16 protein-coding genes are annotated in these 17,808 nt (G+C 37.8%); 14 read left to right on the forward strand and 2 right to left on the reverse strand.

Annotated elements, in window-relative coordinates; all coding sequences use genetic code 11:
• The first annotated feature begins 39 nt into the window (after positions 1-39).
• The 13 genes from rng (at position 40) to lptD (ending at position 13,152) form a co-directional block, all read left to right on the forward strand.
• Entirely contained in the window at positions 40-1,515 is a 1,476-nt protein-coding gene (gene rng, locus EXH44_RS09610) for a ribonuclease G (protein ID WP_162857287.1), read from the forward strand.
• 172 nt (positions 1,516-1,687) lie between these two features.
• Positions 1,688-2,773 (forward strand): extracellular solute-binding protein, encoded by a 1,086-nt coding sequence (locus tag EXH44_RS09615; protein ID WP_162857289.1) that lies wholly within the window; start codon positions 1,688-1,690, stop codon positions 2,771-2,773.
• A gap of 139 nt (positions 2,774-2,912) precedes the next feature.
• The gene (gene lptC / locus EXH44_RS09620; RefSeq protein WP_162857290.1) at positions 2,913-3,527 is read left to right on the forward strand and encodes an LPS export ABC transporter periplasmic protein LptC; all 615 of its coding nucleotides are present in this window, start codon (positions 2,913-2,915) and stop codon (positions 3,525-3,527) included.
• Positions 3,524-4,027 carry a lipopolysaccharide transport periplasmic protein LptA gene (lptA, locus tag EXH44_RS09625; RefSeq protein ID WP_162857291.1) on the forward strand — a complete coding sequence of 168 codons (504 nt, stop codon included), beginning with the start codon at positions 3,524-3,526 and terminating at the stop codon, positions 4,025-4,027. Before lptC ends, lptA begins: the two co-directional genes overlap by 4 nt.
• A gap of 8 nt (positions 4,028-4,035) precedes the next feature.
• Positions 4,036-4,761 carry an LPS export ABC transporter ATP-binding protein gene (lptB, locus tag EXH44_RS09630; protein ID WP_162857292.1) on the forward strand — a complete coding sequence of 242 codons (726 nt, stop codon included), beginning with the start codon at positions 4,036-4,038 and terminating at the stop codon, positions 4,759-4,761.
• 60 nt (positions 4,762-4,821) lie between these two features.
• Entirely contained in the window at positions 4,822-5,331 is a 510-nt protein-coding gene (locus EXH44_RS09635; RefSeq protein WP_162857573.1) for a PTS sugar transporter subunit IIA, read from the forward strand.
• A 23-nt stretch (positions 5,332-5,354) separates the two neighbouring features.
• Positions 5,355-6,218, forward strand: coding sequence for an RNase adapter RapZ (gene rapZ, locus EXH44_RS09640; RefSeq protein ID WP_162857293.1), 864 nt, complete (start codon positions 5,355-5,357; stop codon positions 6,216-6,218).
• Between the two features lie 2 nt (positions 6,219-6,220).
• Positions 6,221-7,402: an FAD-dependent monooxygenase gene (locus tag EXH44_RS09645; RefSeq protein ID WP_162857294.1), complete on the forward strand. Its 1,182-nt coding sequence runs from the start codon at positions 6,221-6,223 to the stop codon at positions 7,400-7,402.
• 150 nt (positions 7,403-7,552) lie between these two features.
• Complete coding sequence (locus tag EXH44_RS09650) at positions 7,553-8,137, forward strand: lipoprotein HlpB (protein ID WP_162857295.1); 585 nt, start codon at positions 7,553-7,555, stop codon at positions 8,135-8,137.
• 163 nt (positions 8,138-8,300) lie between these two features.
• Positions 8,301-8,876 carry a Der GTPase-activating protein YihI gene (gene yihI / locus EXH44_RS09655; protein WP_162857296.1) on the forward strand — a complete coding sequence of 192 codons (576 nt, stop codon included), beginning with the start codon at positions 8,301-8,303 and terminating at the stop codon, positions 8,874-8,876.
• A 3-nt stretch (positions 8,877-8,879) separates the two neighbouring features.
• The gene (locus EXH44_RS09660; RefSeq protein ID WP_162857297.1) at positions 8,880-9,329 is read left to right on the forward strand and encodes a DUF2489 domain-containing protein; all 450 of its coding nucleotides are present in this window, start codon (positions 8,880-8,882) and stop codon (positions 9,327-9,329) included.
• Between the two features lie 7 nt (positions 9,330-9,336).
• Positions 9,337-10,704, forward strand: coding sequence for an oxygen-independent coproporphyrinogen III oxidase (gene hemN, locus EXH44_RS09665; RefSeq protein WP_162857298.1), 1,368 nt, complete (start codon positions 9,337-9,339; stop codon positions 10,702-10,704).
• A gap of 114 nt (positions 10,705-10,818) precedes the next feature.
• The gene (gene lptD / locus EXH44_RS09670; RefSeq protein ID WP_162857299.1) at positions 10,819-13,152 is read left to right on the forward strand and encodes an LPS assembly protein LptD; all 2,334 of its coding nucleotides are present in this window, start codon (positions 10,819-10,821) and stop codon (positions 13,150-13,152) included.
• Positions 13,153-13,189: 37 nt separating this feature from the next.
• Here the strand turns inward: lptD and thrB are convergent, their stop codons facing one another.
• Both thrB and thrA read right to left on the reverse strand, forming a co-directional pair.
• Positions 13,190-14,137 (reverse strand): homoserine kinase, encoded by a 948-nt coding sequence (thrB, locus tag EXH44_RS09675; protein WP_162857300.1) that lies wholly within the window; start codon positions 14,135-14,137, stop codon positions 13,190-13,192.
• A gap of 133 nt (positions 14,138-14,270) precedes the next feature.
• A complete protein-coding gene (gene thrA, locus EXH44_RS09680) occupies positions 14,271-16,715 on the reverse strand; it encodes a bifunctional aspartate kinase/homoserine dehydrogenase I (RefSeq protein WP_162857301.1) in 2,445 nt (814 codons plus the stop codon).
• 425 nt (positions 16,716-17,140) lie between these two features.
• On the opposite strand from thrA, the gene sodA reads away from it, so the two are divergent.
• Positions 17,141-17,782 (forward strand): superoxide dismutase [Mn], encoded by a 642-nt coding sequence (gene sodA, locus EXH44_RS09685; RefSeq protein WP_162857302.1) that lies wholly within the window; start codon positions 17,141-17,143, stop codon positions 17,780-17,782.
• The last annotated feature ends 26 nt before the right edge of the window (positions 17,783-17,808 follow it).

The following is a 17,808-nucleotide window of genomic DNA, read 5'->3' on the forward strand; positions in this document are numbered from 1 at the left end:
GGTAGAATTCATCAATTTTATTATTTATTTGAGATGAAAATGAACTGTGCAGAATTATTAGTGAATGTGACACCGAGTGAAACACGGGTAGCATTAGTTGAAAACGGGATTTTAAAAGAAGTTCACATTGAGCGTGAAGCGAAGCGTGGTATTGTGGGGAATATTTATAAAGGGCGAGTGACCCGTGTATTGCCAGGAATGCAATCGGCTTTTGTAGATATTGGCTTAGAAAAAGCAGCATTTCTTCACGCGTCCGATATTGTTTCTCATACAGAATGTGTCGATGAAAACGAGAAAAAACAGTTTGTCGTAAAGAATATCAGTGAGCTTGTACGTGAAGGGCAGGATATTGTCGTACAAGTAGTGAAAGATCCACTAGGTACTAAAGGCGCTCGCTTAACGACAGATATTACCTTACCTTCTCGCTATCTTGTCTTTATGCCTGAAAATAGTCATGTTGGCGTTTCTCAACGGATTGAAAGTGAGCAAGAGCGTAACCGCTTAAAAGCCTTAGTTGAACCTTATTGTGATGAGTTAGGCGGTTTTATTGTTCGTACTGCAGCCGATGATGTGAGTGAAGAAAGTTTGGAACAAGATGCGGCTTTTTTAAAACGGTTATGGCGTAAAGTATTAGAACGTAAGGCAAAATACCCAGCAAGATCGTTGCTCTATGGCGAACTCGCCCTTGCTCAGCGTGTTTTGCGTGATTTTGTGGGAACACATATAAAATCCATTCAAATTGATTCAAAAATGACTTACGAACAAGTAAAGGAATTTTTGAGTGAGTTTATGCCAGAGTTGGCGGAAAGTGTGAGTTTATATAATGGTTCTCAGCCATTATTTGATGTGTATCGTGTTGAAGATGGTATTCAAAAAGCCTTAGATAAGCGGGTAGATTTAAAATCAGGTGGCTATTTGATTATTGAGCAAACAGAAGCGATGACAACCATTGATATTAATACAGGGGCATTTGTTGGGCATCGAAATCTAGCACATACCATTTTTAATACCAATATTGAAGCAACACAGGCGATTGCGCATCAATTACAACTACGTAATCTTGGCGGTATCATTATTATTGATTTTATTGATATGCAAGAAGAAGAGCATCGTCAGCGTGTGTTAGAGTCATTACAAATGGCATTAAAAGGCGATCGAGTTAAAACCAATGTGAATGGTTTTACTCAACTTGGTTTAGTTGAAATGACACGTAAACGTACCCGTGAAAGTTTAGAGCGTGTTTTATGTTGTGATTGTTCTTCGTGTAAAGGACGTGGAACAATCAAAACCGTAGAAACGGTTTGCTATGAAATTATGCGGGAAATTGTACGCGTTCATCATTTATATTCGTCAGAAAGATACGTCGTTTATGCTTCTCGTAGTGTTGCAGAATATTTGATTAATGAAGAATCCCATGCGCTGATTGCAGAATTAGAAGTCTTCATTGGTAAAAAGGTGGAGATTAAAATTGAACCTTACTACCATCAAGATCAATTTGATGTAGTTGTAATGTAGTTGTGATGTAAATGGAAGATAATTTTTCAGTAATTTTGCAAAAAAATGTCAAAAAAGCTTGAAAAATATAGGGGGGGCTTTAGAATGCGTCCCTGTCCTTTTACTGGACAATACATAAAGCCTTGAAGCATTTATCGCTTCTCTTTTTTATTCACTCTTGGAGAATTCTTAAATGAAAAAATTCGTCGGGTTATTTGCGGCTGGATTAGCAACAGTGGCATTGACAGCTTGTAATGAAGAAAATAAAACTGCAGATGCAGCGAAAGCGCCTCAAGCAGCAGATCAAGGTACAGTTCACCTTTATACGTGGACTGAATATGTACCAGAAGGTTTGTTAGAAGAGTTTACAAAACAAACTGGTATCAAAGTGGTTGTATCAAGCCTTGAATCAAATGAAACCATGTATGCGAAATTAAAAATTCAAGGTAAAGATGGCGGTTATGATGTGATCGCACCAAGTAACTACTTCGTGTCAAAAATGGGACGTGAAGGTATGTTAATGGAACTTGATCACAGCAAATTACCTGTTATCTCAGAATTAAACAAAGATTGGTTAGATAAACCATACGATAAAGGCAACAAATATTCACTTCCACAATTATTAGGTGCGCCAGGTATTGCATTTAATACTAATGACTACCAAGGTGATAAATTCACATCTTGGGGTGATTTATGGAACCCAGAATATAAAGGTAAAGTGCAATTATTAGATGATGCACGTGAAGTATTCAACATTGCATTATTAAAATTAGGTCAAGATCCAAATACGAAAGATCCTGCGGTGATTAAAGCAGCTTATGAAGAGTTGTTAAAATTACGTCCAAACGTATTATCATTCAGCTCTGATAACCCTGCAAACTCATTTATTTCTGGTGAAGTGAGCGTAGGTCAATTATGGAACGGTTCTGTACGTATTGCGAAAAAAGAACAAGCGCCTGTAAATATGGTATTCCCTAAAGAAGGTCCAGTATTATGGGTTGATACTTTAGCAATCCCATCTAATGCGAAAAACCCAGACGGTGCTCATAAGTTAATTAACTACTTATTAAGTGCGCCTGTTTCTGAAAAATTAACATTAGAAATTGGTTATCCAACATCAAACGTGAAAGCGTTAGAAAAATTACCTAAAGAAATTACAGAAGATCCAGCAATTTATCCAACATCTGAAGTGCTACAAAAAAGCCAATGGCAAGATGATGTAGGTGATGCGATTGAACTCTATGAAAAATATTATCAAGAGTTAAAAGCTGCAAAATAATCTCATCATGATGAAAAGCCTCAAGGAAAGTCTTGAGGCTTTTTGCTTTTATGGCGAACTTTTCTACTTATTTTCGTTCTATATTGCCATTAAAATTTATGCTATGATCCAAAGCTAATTTAGTTGAGTTAGAAAATTTATGAATATTCGTTTGAATGTGATTTTGCTCTGTATTGTCGCTGTTTTAGGCGGTTGGTATTATAGCCAGCAGATGACAGATAATTCGGGGCTAGAGCAATTAATTAAAAAAGAAGGGGAGCCAGAATATACGGGTACGAAAATGAGTACGACAGTATATGATTTAGCGGGTAAACCACAGTATTTCGCAGAATCTCAAGAAATTAAGCGATTTGAAAGTACAGAACGAACAGAGTTTTTAAAACCTTTACTGAATCTTTTTGATAAAGAAACAGCGTTAAAACAATGGAAAGTGACGGCTGACTATGCAGAAGTGACAAAGGAAAAAATGCTTAATTTACGAGGTAATGTACGTATTGAAAGTTTAGATCCTACTTCTCGTTTACAAAAAATTGAAACAGAGACATTATCGGTAGATTTAAATACGCAAGATATTTCAACACAATCTGTTGTTAAATCTCAAGGTTTAGGATTTACCACAACAGGTACAGGTTTAACAGGCAATTTGAAAAAACAAGTTGCCACATTATTAAAAGATGTTAAAACTTATATTGAGCCAACAGTAGTGAAGCAAACGGATTCACTAGAGGTTCAACAAGATAAGGATAAAAAATGAAATTAATTAAATCAATTTTAGCTACAGCATTATTAAGTGTTAGTTTTTCTGCAACAGCTTTAAAAGGTGATACAGATAAGCCAATAAATATTGACTCAGGTAGTCAATCCCTTGATATGGAAAATAATGTGGTTGTATTTAGTGATAATGTTGTGATTACACAAGGTTCTATCAAAATTAATGCATCTAAAGTGACGATTACACGCCAAGAAGGCAAAAAAGAGACCATTGATGCATCAGGCGCTCCAGTAACCTTTCAACAAACCTTAGACAATGGTAAACCTGTCAATGGTAAAGGCAATAGCGTACACTATGACTTAGGAACTGAATTCTTAACATTGATCGGTAATGCAGAATTAAAACAACTAGACAGTTTTATCAAAGCAGAAAAAATTACTTATGATGTTAAGAAACAACAGCTTAAAGCAACAAGTGGCGGAAAATCACGCGTAAAAACCGTTTTAATTCCATCACAGTTACAAGATAGTAAGAAAAAATAGGATTAGCCATGCCAACGTTGTATGCGGAGCATCTTGCAAAAAGTTATAAAAATCGACAAGTGGTGAAAGATGTTAGCTTAAATGTCAAAGCAGGGGAGATTGTTGGTTTATTAGGCCCAAATGGTGCAGGTAAAACAACGACATTCTATATGGTTGTCGGGCTTGTTCGTCATGACCAAGGACGAATTTTGATTGATGATAAAGATATCAGTGTTTTGCCAATGCATGACCGAGCTAAACAAGGTATTGGCTATCTTCCTCAGGAAGCATCGATTTTTCGTCGTTTAAGTGTCTATGATAATTTGATGGCGGTATTGCAAATTCGTAAAGATTTAACGGATGCTGAGCGTAAAGCTCGAGCGAATGAACTCATTGCAGAATTTCATATCGAACATATTCGTGATAGCTTAGGACAATCTTTATCTGGCGGTGAGCGTCGTCGTGTTGAAATTGCTCGAGCATTAGCAGCCAACCCACAATTTATTTTATTAGATGAGCCTTTTGCGGGGGTCGATCCGATCTCTGTGATTGATATTAAAAAGATTATTGTAAACTTAAAAGAACGTGGATTAGGTGTATTGATTACCGATCATAATGTACGTGAAACCTTAGATGTGTGTGAACGGGCGTATATTGTGGGAAGTGGTCAAATGATTGCGAGTGGAACGCCAGAAGACGTATTGAATAACCCAGATGTAAAACGTGTCTATCTTGGCGACCAGTTTAAACTTTAATATAACAAGCGGTGAGATTTGTAATATTTTTTGCAAATCTCACCGCTTGAATGTCCTATGATGAAACTAACAACATTTTTATCCCCTGAAAATATTCATTACGGGGTCGAACTTTCAAGTAAAAAACGGGCTTTAGAGTTTATTGGAAAATTAGTGACGGAAAACTTAAATAGCCAATTCCCATGTGATAAAACGCAAGAATTTTGTCCGATTGATTGTTTTACCAATTTATTTAAACGTGAAAAATTGGGGAGTACCGCAATTAATAATGGCGTGGCATTACCCCATGCAAGATTACCGAGTAATGACGTTATTCAATTAAATGAACCTATTGCGATTTTTTTACAATTAGATACACCCATTGATTATGATGCGCAAGATCATAAAGAGGTTGATCTGATTTATGCGATATTATTTCCGGAACAAACTTGTGAACAATATAAAGGCTGTTTACAAGAGATTGCACAACAATTAAGCGATAAAAATTTACTGAAACATTTACGTTCTGCAAATTCATCAGAAGAGATTTGGCAAATATTAACCTATTCGGATCAACATCATGTAAGTTGAGCCAAGGGAATCAAGGGGAAAGTATGGAATTAGTAATAATGAGTGGGCGCTCTGGTGCGGGTAAATCTGTGGCATTGAGAGCATTAGAAGACGTAGGCTATTATTGTGTAGATAATTTACCACTACCTTTAATTCCCCAACTTGCGGAGCATCTTGCAAAATCAGATCGCTCTGCCGTGGTAAGCCTTGATATTCGAAATCTTCCCGATAATCCCGAAGCCATAGAACAAGCATTGGCAGCTTTACCCACCGATATTTCTACAAAATTAGTCTTTCTTGATTGTGGCAGAAAAACATTAGTTCGCCGTTATAGCGATTCTCGCCGTTTACATCCATTATCGACCCAAGATCTTTCCCTAGAAGGCGCGATTGATTTAGAAAATCGCTTACTTGAACCGTTATTTCAGCAAGCCAACTACATTATTGATACAACGCATTTATCTTCCCATGAGCTTGCTGAAAAATTAAGAGAACTGTTGCGTGGCTCTTCTGAAAAAGAGTTGAATATTGTCGTTGAATCTTTCGGTTTTAAATATGGTGTACCTGCGGATGCAGATTATGTCTTTGATGTTCGCTTTTTGCCAAATCCACATTGGAATCCTGAACTACGCCCAATGACAGGATTAGAACAGCCTGTTATTGATTTTTTAGAAAAACAGTCCGAAGTACATAATTTTATTTACCATACTCGTAATTATCTTGAAATGTGGTTACCTTTCTTGGAACAGAATAATCGTAGTTACTTAACAATCGCGATTGGTTGTACTGGAGGAAAGCATCGTTCAGTCTTTATTGCAGAGCAGTTAGCCCAATATTTTATCGGACGGGGCAAGAAAGTTCAGGTTCGTCATCGTAGTTTAGAAAAACATCATAATAAGAAAGCCTAGATATGAAAACAGCAGATTTGATTATTGTTGGTGGTGGAATGGTTGGGATAGCGCTAGCAGGCTTGCTTGCCAATACCTCTTGCCAAATTAAAATTATCGAAAAAAATGCGCCTATACTCTCAGGTGAAATCAGTAATCGTGTGAGTGCAATTAATTTACGTAGTCAGCAAATGTTAGAAAAAGTGGGGGCTTGGCAGCTCATTCCTGAGCAATCATGTTCACCTTATGACCAGATGCTTGTTTGGGAAAAGGACAGTTTTGCAAAAATTCATTTTGATAATCACGATTATGCAATAAAACAATTAGGACTAGAACAGCTTGGTTTTATTATTGAAAATCAGCATATTCAATATGCGTTATGGCAAAAAGTCAGCCAACAATCTAATGTAGAAATCATTTTAAGTACGCCGAAAACGCTAGGAGTGAGCGATAATGGTGTATTTTTAACCTTAGAAAATGGTGAAATGTTATCTGCAAAATTGGTTGTTGGGGCAGATGGGGCAAACTCTTGGGTAAGACAGCAATCAAGAATCCCTTTAATTAGCCGAGATTATCAGCATACGGCATTAGTCTGTAATGTAAAAACCGTAGAGTCGCACCAAAAAGTGGCAAGACAAATTTTTTCACCTGAAAGTATTTTAGCGTTTTTACCGTTAAGAGACGAACATCTTTGCTCTATCGTCTGGTCGTTACCACCAGAGCAAGCAAAACAGCTCGTTGAATGTGATGAAAAACAGTTTAATCAAGCATTAACCATCGCATTCGACAATCAGCTTGGTTTATGTGAATTGCAAAGTTCACGCAATATCTATCCGCTTACAGCACGATACGCAAGAGACTTTGCACAATCAAGAATTGCATTAATTGGCGATGCAGCTCATACCATTCATCCTTTAGCTGGGCTTGGTGTGAATTTAGGCTTTGCGGATGCGATAACATTGGCAACGGAGCTTGAAACACTATTATCCATAGGCAAAGATATTGGTGACTATCGTCATTTACGTCAATTTGAACGTGTGCGTAAGTTGGAAGCAGTCAAAGTATTAGCCGCAATGGAAGGTTTAAAACAGCTATTTTCTGGCGATAATCCATTGAAAAAACTAGTTCGTGGTGTGGGACTAAGTTTAACGAATCAAAATGCCCTAGTGAAAAAATTTATTATTGAACAAGCGATTGGGATTTAATTTGATTGTTTTTTATTCTATTGATTGTTTTTTATTTTATTCAAGGGAACAAATTGATACACCCTAAGTCAAATGGCAGTACAATAGCGAACCTTACAACGATTTTGTAAGGTTTATTTTCTTAGTTTTTAGTATATTGAGGATTGTTCAATGAACAAATTTACCAAAATTAGTGCAGCAGCATTATTAACCGTTTTCTTAGCAGCATGTGATAAACCAGCTCCAGCAAAACCAGCTGAAGCACCAAAAGCAGAAGCAGCTGCTCAAGCGCCAGCAGCACCAAAAGCTGAAACTCCAGCGCCAGCAGCAGAAGCTCCGAAAGCAGATGCAGCACAAGCTCAAGGTGTTGAAGATTTCAAAAAATTAGTAGAATGGAATCAAGCTCAAGAGAAAGCATTAGCAAGCTCTCAAGCTGAGTTACAACAAACTTTAGCAACGCAAGATAAAGCAAAAATCGAAGAAGGCTTAAAAGCATTTACGATTAAAGTTGCGGATGTATTAAAAAGTTTAGATGCTTTAGAGATTAAAAATGCAGATGTATTAGCATTTAAAGCAAAAACAAAAGAAACTTTAGAGTTATCAAATGATTTAATTGCAGAATCTGTAAAAGTGATGGCAAATCCAACACCAGAAGCTCAAAAATTAATTCAAGAGAAATCACAGAAGTTAATGGAAAGCGGTAATGCATTACAAAAACTTCAGGCTGAATTACAACAAAAATTTGGTGGAAAATAATTTCTACCTTTGAAGATCGTCAAGCCAGCTTTGTGCTGGCTTTTTCTTTTGTAAAAGAATTGAAAGATCTTACCGCTTGTAGCATTTTGTCATTCCTGATTTTCTATTCTTTCGAGTTAGTGATACAATCCATCATTAAATTTTTATTTATCAAAAACAGATTATGAGTCGTCAAAAGAAAACCCGTCGAATTACCGACATTATGCCTGCAAGAAAGGCAGATAAACCCTTTGAGCAACCCAAAGCGAGACCTTCTAAAAATCGTAAACCTACTCGCTATGAATTAGATTTAGCTGCACGCGAAGAGAAAAAAAAGCGTAAGCATAAGGGTTTACCTTCAGGTTCTCGCTTAAACGAAGGCAATGAGCAGAAAAAAGTGCAAGAGAAGCAAATCAAAGATCCCCGTATTGGTAGCCGTAAAAAAGTGCCTTTAATGGTTGAGTTTGTAAATCAACCAGAGAAAGGTAAAACGATTAAACCTGTTCCAGTACCAATGGAAAAAACACGTCTTGCACCAGAAGTGGAATTAGAGCAGTTAGAAAATAACGAATGTTTAAATCAATTATTAGATGATTTAGAAGCTGGCAAAACTTTATCTGCGGAAGATCAAAAATTTGTGGATGAATGTCTTGATCGTGTTCATGAATTAATGACGGAATTAGGCATTGAAGATGAAGAAGATGATGCAGAAGCATTATTACGCCAGTTTGAAACTATGGATATAAACAAGTTCCGTTAATTTATGTTGCGATTTTTCTTAATTATTTTAGCTATTCTTATTCTGCTTTCGATGGTGGGTTATGCATTTTCACTGTGGTGGAAATTACATCAGCAGAAAAAGCAGATAAAACAAGCAAAGATGACACGCTATCAATCGATCATTGAAAGTATTGATCTTATTGCAAGAGCCATGTTATCGGAACAGTGTGATTTGGCTGAAGGCGTATTACGTTTGAAGCCTTTGCTAGATGTGCTAGGAAAAAAATTAAGTGCTTTTTCTGCGATGTGGGAACTCTACCAAGTGGTTGAAAATATGCCTATTTTGGATGAGCGTAAAAACCTTAAACGTAATGAGCGTATGCGTTTAGATCTAGAAAGAGAAGCGAAAGAAGCAGAATTAGCAGAGCAAATCAAAGTAGAACTTCAGCAGTTATTAGATGAAGTTAACCAATTTAAACAAGAGTTGAAGTAGGTTTTTAATGTCAGACATTATTTGGGATATCAATCTTATCCAAAAATATAATCAATCCGGCCCGCGTTATACATCTTATCCAACGGCATTAGAATTTAATGAATCATATAATGATGATGATTTTAAAGTAGCTGCGGCACGATATCCAAATAAGCCGCTTTCATTATATGTGCATATCCCATTTTGCCATAAGCTATGTTATTTCTGTGCTTGTAATAAAATTATTACACGTCATCGGCATAAGGTTGATATTTACCTTGATTATTTAGAAAAAGAGATTAAATATCGCGCTGATCTTTTTAAAGATCGTACCGTTACCCAAATTCACTGGGGTGGTGGCACACCAACCTATTTAGATGAAGATCAATCTTTGCGCTTAATGGCGATGTTGAGAAAACATTTCCATGTGAGTGATGATGCGGAGATCAGTATTGAAATGGATCCCCGTGAAATTGAGTTAGATATGTTAGATCATCTCCGTGCTATCGGGTTTAACCGCATTAGTATGGGGATCCAAGACTTCAATAAAGAAGTGCAAAAATTAGTGAATCGAGAACAAGATGAAGCCTTTATTTTTGCACTAATGAAGCGTGCGAGAGAGTTAGGCTTTACGTCAACGAATATCGATCTGATCTACGGCTTGCCTAAGCAGACGGTTGAAAGCTTTATGTTTACCCTAGAACGTGTGATTGAGCTGAATCCTGATCGTATGAGTGTCTTTAATTATGCGCATTTGCCAAGTCGTTTTGCAGCTCAAATTAAAATTAAAGAAGAAATGCTACCCGCACCAGAAACGAAATTAGAGATCTTACAAAAGACGATCGAAACATTAGGTAATGAAGGTTATAAGTTTATCGGCATGGATCACTTTGCTAAACCGAATGATGAATTAGCGATAGCCCAAGAAAAAAGCGAGTTACATCGTAATTTCCAAGGCTATACGACCCAAGAAGATGCAGATTTATTAGGTTTAGGTGTTTCTGCTATCAGCCTTTTAGGTGATAGCTATGCTCAAAATCACAAAGAACTCAAGCAGTATTATGCAGAAGTGGAAACCCGTGGTATTGCGTTACATAAAGGGTTAAGCATGACGAAAGACGATTGTTTACGTCGTGATGTGATTAAAGCCTTGATCTGTAATTTCAAATTATCTTATCAAACATTTGAGCAAGCTTATCAAATTGATTTTAAACAGTATTTTACCGAAGATCTCAATTTACTTGCGCCATTAGCAAAAGATGGGTTACTTGAAATTGGTGATGAGGGAATTGTTGTATCGCCAAGAGGGCGTTTATTAATTCGTAATATTTGTATGTGTTTTGATGTTTATTCAAGACAACAAGCGAGAAGACAGCAATTTTCTCGAATTATCTAAATTTGTAAAATTTTACACAGATCTGACCGCTTGTATGATACAAATAGGCGGTAGCAGTGTAAAAGAGAACATTAACTGGCGTAAAGTGTACGCTATGAATAAATGGAAAAGAGTATGAAACAACATCACTACAGTCTTATTTCCCTTGCCGTGATGAGTGCGTGTTACAGCCAATATGCGATTGCTGATTTAAAATCACAATGTTTGTTAGGTGTACCACAGTTTCACGGTGAAGTTGTTCAGGGAGATCAAACACAGTTGCCTGTGTATATTGAAGCAGATAGTGCGGTGATTAATCAGCCAACAGATGCAACCTATACTGGCGATGTCAGTGTAAAACAAGGTAATCGTTCTATTGTCGCGGATCAGGTTTATGTTGAGCAGCAAGATGGAAAAGCTCAAAATGTACGCTTAACAGGAAAATTTGATTATCGAGATAACCAGATTAATGCCACAGGTAATGATGCGACTATCAACCTTGTAAGCAATGAAGCTCAACTTGGCAATGCGGACTATCAGCTTGTTGGGCGACAAGGTAGAGGAACAGCGGAAGAGGTTTCTGCAAATAATGATACGCGTATCATGAAAAATGCAAGTTTCACCTCTTGTCTGCCAAATGATGAGTCATGGTCAATCGAAGCGAATGAAATGATTCAACACGTTAAAGATGAATATGCAGAAATATGGCATGCTCGATTTAAAGTATTAGGTGTTCCTGTTTTCTATTCGCCTTATTTACAATTTCCAATCGGTGATCGTCGCCGAACAGGTCTATTAATGCCAAGTGCAGGCCATTCAAGCCGTGATGGTTATACTTATTCACAACCGTTTTATTGGAATATTGCACCTAACTTAGATGCTACGATTACACCAACATATTATTCTAAACGTGGTTGGCAAATTAGCCCTGAGTTTCGTTACTTAACGGAACTAGGTGAAGGGAAAATTGCTGGAGAATATCTCAATAAAGATCGTTTATCAGATTGGACAGAAAAAAATAAATCGCGCCATCTCTTTTATTGGCAACATAATATGAGCTTTTTAAGCGATTGGCGTTTATCTGTGGATTATACCCATGTAAGTGATAAACGCTACTTTTCTGATTTTGACTCTGAATATGGAAATAGTACCGATGGATATGCCACACAACAATTTAAGTTAGGCTATTATCAACCTAATTACAATATTTCTATTTCTGGTAAAAAATTCCAAACCTTTGATGATGCCGATATTGGACCTTATCGTGTACTACCAAAAATTGATTTTAACTATTATAAAGATCAATTAGTGAAAAATGGTGATTTTAAATTCTTTGCTCAAGTTGCCCACTTTGACAACGATAGTAAGCTAATGCCAACCGCATGGCGTTTCCATGCTGAGCCAAGTTTAAACTTCCCGTTAGCAAATCGTTTTGGTAGCTTAAGTTTAGAAACTAAGCTTTATGCAACACATTACTTGCAGAAAAAAGGGAGTGGTGATGGTGCTGAAGATATTCAGCGTAATGTAACTCGAGTCTTGCCACAAATTAAGCTTGATTTTAAAACGATTCTAGAAGCAGATAAGCAAATTTTCAGTGGTTTTAGCCAAGTGTTAGAGCCGAGAATGCAATACCTTTATCGCCCATATAAAAACCAAGCGAATATTGGATCGCAATTACAATCTAGCTTAGGACTAGGTTATGATTCAGCATTATTGCAACAAGATTATTATTCTTTATTTAATGATCGTCGTTACAGTGGTTTAGATAGAATTGCTTCTGCAAATCAAATCACCGTCGGTGGAACAACTCGATTCTTTAATGATAAAACAGGAGATGAAGTCTTTAACTTCAGTGCAGGACAGATTTATTATCTTTCTCCTTCAAAAATTGATGATAACTCGCTAAATAGTACGGCGAAACGTTCATCATCTTGGTCGTTAGAATCTAACTGGAAATTCCATCCTAAATGGAATTGGCACGGTAGCTATCAATATGATACACGTTTAAATGAGACATCATTGGCTAATATGTCATTACAGTTTAAGCCAAAAGAGAATCACGTTATTCAGCTAAACTACCGCTATGCGAGTAAGAATTATATTGACCAAAACTTGAGCACTAACCGTTATGGTCAAGATATTAAACAAATTGGCGGTGTTGCAGGTTGGGAATTAACGGATAAAGTGTCTGTTATGGTAAGTCATTATCATGATATGGCATTGAAGAAGCCTGTTGAGAGCCAATTGGGCATTACCTATAACACCTGTTGTTGGAGTGCGAATGTCTATACCGCACGTCGCTTAACTGCAACACCAACAGGTAAAAGTGACACCATTAATGACTTTTACTATGAGAACAAATTTGGGGTAAATTTTGAACTTCGATTTGGAACTAACTACAATAGTGGTGTTTCTAGAATGCTGAAAAAAGGAAATATTCCTTATACTGAAGCGTTTAATATTAATTAATAAAAAACGGGCTATTTTTTACATAGCCCATTTTTTATTATTTCAACTCTCTAGCTCCTTGATTATCTACCTTGCAAATATGAATAAAACCTTCATTGTTTTGTAGATAATCTTTTTCAAGATAAGCAACCAGTTTTTGAGCGTGTTCTAAATCTGGTGCAATTGCAAACATTGTCGGGCCTGAACCTGAAATACCCACAGCTAGCGCACCCAAATCTTTACAACCTTGTCGAACTTCAGCAAAGTTTGGCAGTAACGATTCACGATACGGCTCAGCAATGAGATCTTTCATCATCGTTGCTGCTAAAACATCTTGATGGGTATGGCAAGCATGAATAAATGAACCCAAATAACGTGATTGTGCAATCATATCTTGACGGGTATAGCTTTTCGGTAAAATTGCTCGCGCCTCAGCCGTTGAAACTTCAATGCCCGGGTAAGCCAACACCCAATACCATTCATCAAAAAATGGGATTGGTTGGCAGATATTACCGAGAGATTGAGTCATCAGTTGCAAACCACCTAAATAGCAAGGTGCAACGTTATCGTAATGGATTGAGCCTGAAATTCTGCCTTCCAATTCGCCCATCATTTCCAACAATTCCATTTTTGAGAAGGGCTCATCGTGGAATTTATTCAGCGCCACAAGTGCAGCCACAATCGAGCAAGCACTTGAGCCTAAGCCCGATCCAATCGGCATATTTTTCTCAAGAGTTAAGCGTAGATTTTTCACCACACCACCACGCAATTTCAAGCGTTCGCTAAACAGCACATAAGCTTGATAGACGATATTTTTTTGCGGTTCTTTCGGCAGTTTACGCACAAAATAGCCGACACTTTCCAACTCAAATTGTTGATCGCACTCTTCAATTTGTACCACATCACCGAGTAATGAGCCGTCTATCGGCGAAATAGCTGTGCCAAGCGAGTCAAACCCGACACTTAAATTTGCACTGGAAGCTGGAGCATAAATTCGTAATGTCATTTTTTTCCTTAGTTTATATGGGATTAGACATACATAGATTTTCGTAGGGGTGGGGTTTATCCCCACCCGAAATCGTATCTACACATTAACGGGCGGGCATAAAGCCCGCCCCTACAAAAGTATTAATAATCTTTTATTTTAACGTACGCAAAATATCCGCAAAAATACCTGCTGCGGTCACATCGTTACCTGCACCGTAACCACGTAAAAGAAGCGGAATCGGGCTGTAATAGCGAGTGTAGAACGCAAGGGCGTTTTCACCATTTTTCACTTTATAAAGCGGATCATCACCGTTCACTTCTTTGATCGCCACACGGCATTTACCGTTTTCAATGGAACCTACATAGCGTAACACATTTCCACAAGCGGTTGCTTTTTCAACACGTTTTGCAAATTCTGCATCAAGTTCTGGCAACATCGCCAAAAATTCCGCTGCAGTTTTACCTTCAGAGAAACCTTTTGGTAAAACGCCTTCCACTTCAATATCTTCCAGCTCTAATGGGTAGCCACACTCACGCGCTAAAATTAAGAGTTTACGAGCGACATCTTGCCCTGATAAATCATCACGTGGATCAGGTTCAGTAAAGCCTTTCTCTTTGGCAATGGTGGTTGCTTCAGACAAACTTGAACCTTCTTCTAATTTACCGAAAATAAAAGAGAGTGAACCAGATAAAATCCCTTCAAATTTCTCGACTTCATCACCTGCAGCTAGCAAGTTTTGCAAGTTTTCAATCACTGGCAAACCTGCACCCACATTCGTTTCATATAGGAATTTATGTTGGCTTTGACGGGCATTTTCACGCATTTCTTGATAATAAGCATAGCTTGACGTATTCGCTTTCTTATTTGGCGTAATCACGTGGAAGCCTTCTTTTAATGCTCGAGCATAAAGATTTGCCACAGACTGAGCTGTAGTGCAATCCACAAAAACAGGATTGACAACGTGGTGTAACTTAATGAATGAAAGCAATACATCAAAGTCAGACGGCTGTGTCGCTGATTCTAAATCCGCACGCCAGTTATCCAAGCTTAAACCGTTTTCATTGAGTAACATTTTGTTCGAGTTGGCTAAGGCACACACACGGATTTCAATGTCCTTTTTTGCGAGGTACTCCTTCTGTGTTTTGATCTGCTCAATCAACTCACCACCAACACCGCCAACACCCACTAAAAAGACATCGACCACTTTTTTGTTATTGAATAGCGCTTTGTGCGTTGCTTTAACCGCTTCAATTGCTTTATTTAATGGCACAACGGCAGAGATTGAACGCTCTGATGAACCTTGCGCAATCGCTACAATGCTGATATTTGCTTGAGCTAATGCAGAAAAGAAGCGAGCAGCAATCCCTTTGGCGGTACGCATACCATCACCAACTACAGAAACAATAGAGAGATCTTTAATCACTTCTACAGGATCGAGCGAGCCATCTTTTAATTCTTGTGAAAAGGTAGTATTTAATGCTGATAATGCTTTTTCAACCGCTTTTACTGGCACACAGAAGCTAATACTATATTCAGAAGAAGATTGTGTAATTAAGTTCACGGAAATACCCGCTTGCGACATTGCGGTAAACACACGTGCTGCCATACCAACCATGCCTTGCATACCTGAACCTGATACGTTGAACATTGCCACATTATCAAGATTTGTGATCCCTTTTACTTTTAAGTTATCGTTGACCACATTACCGTCAATGATCGTGCCTTTGGCTTCTGGATTATGGGTATTTTTAATTAAGCACGGGATATTTAACGGCACTAACGGGCCAATAGTGCGAGGGTGGATTACTTTCGCACCAAAGTAAGAAAGCTCCATTGCTTCTTGATAGCTCATAGACTCTAAGCAGATCGCATCTGGCACTAAACGAGGGTCGCAAGTATAAACACCGTCCACGTCCGTCCAAATTTCGCATACATCTGCTTTTAAGCAAGCGGCTAAACAGGCTGCAGAGTAGTCTGAACCGTTTCGTCCAAGTAACACTAATTCGCCTTGCTCATTACCTGCGGTAAAGCCCGCCATTAACACCACATTTTTCTTTGGAATAGAAAGGGCTTCAATGCGTTTGGTGGATTCAGTAATGTCCACAGAAGATTCTAAATAGCTCCCGTGTGCTAATAATTTTTCGACAGGATCAATGCGAGTGACTTCATAACCTTTCGCTTCAAACCACGCTTTCATCATCGCAATCGACAATTTTTCCCCACGGCTATGTACTGTTGCGCCGATATTATCTGGACAGAATTTATTTTTTGCGGCTTCAGATGCAATGTTGCAGATGTCATCTAATTCCGCTTTGATAAAGGTACTTAATCCTTCACGGTCGAAATTGTGATTGACGGCATATAATCCGTTGATGATGTTGTTGAAAATGTCGGTGGCTTCGGTGAGATGAGATTCGTAGGATTCGCCTGCTTGGGCTTTATCGACAATGGCGACAAGATGGTTAGTAATTTTAGCAGGAGCGGATAGGACGCCTGCGGCTTGATCTGCCAAATGTGCTTTTTCGATGATCTCGGCTGCTTGTAGAAAGCGTTCTGGATTGGCTAAAGATGTGCCTCCAAATTTTAGAACTCGCATAGTTTCTCCTGAAGATAATTGTTTAATGTTTGCAAATTTTGTTACAAAAAAACCCGCTTGTTAAAGCGGGTTTTGTGAATTCTGTTCCGTTTTCTAGCCACGAACACCCGCACTATGTTTGCACATAATGGTCATAATCGTGGTAATCATCATAGAAAAACGGTTCATTGCTATTCTCTAAATATAAGCGTTAAAAACGGGTAGAAGAATCGTCGAAAACGTTTTCTTTGTCAAATGTTTTTTGTATAAAAGTTGTATTTCTTTAACTAAATAAAGCTAAGTTTCTATCAAGGAAAAATTTTCTCTAATTTATATCGATAATTTTTGCGTTAGATCAAAAAAATCTATATTCCTTTTCGAGTTTTTGATACTATAAGCGGTGAGTTTATACTCAAATATTACTAATTATTTTTGAGGAGTAAAAAATGGCATACACATTACCTGAATTAGGTTACGCTTATGATGCGTTAGAGCCGCATTTTGATGCAAAAACCATGGAAATTCACCACTCTAAACACCACCAAGCATACATCAACAACGCAAATGCTGCATTAGAAGCATTTCCTGAATTACTTGAGCAATGTCCAGGTAAATTAATTTCAAATCTTGAACAAGTTCCAGCAGAAAAACGTGTTGCAGTACGTAACAATGTTGGTGGTCACGTAAACCACACATTATTCTGGAAAGGTTTAAAAACTGGCACAACGTTACAAGGTGCATTAAAAGATGCCATCGTTCGTGATTTTGGCTCTGTTGAAGCATTCCAAGCACAATTTGAACAAGCAGCTGCAACGCGTTTCGGTTCAGGCTGGGCGTGGTTAGTGTTAGAAAATGGTAAATTATCTGTTGTTTCAACCGCAAACCAAGATTCACCATTAATGGGTAAAGAAGTTGCTGGTGTTTCAGGCTACCCAATCTTAGGTTTAGATGTGTGGGAACACGCTTACTACTTAAACTACCAAAACCGTCGTCCAGACTACATCAAAGCGTTCTGGAACGTGGTCAATTGGGACGAAGCTGCTCGCCGTTTTGAAGATAAAGTAAACACTTGCGGTTGCGCAAAATAAATTAAAATAATAAAAATCCCTGTAAT

The sequence above is a fragment of the Actinobacillus indolicus genome, assembly GCF_004519515.1.
GTDB lineage: Bacteria > Pseudomonadota > Gammaproteobacteria > Enterobacterales > Pasteurellaceae > Glaesserella > Glaesserella indolica_A.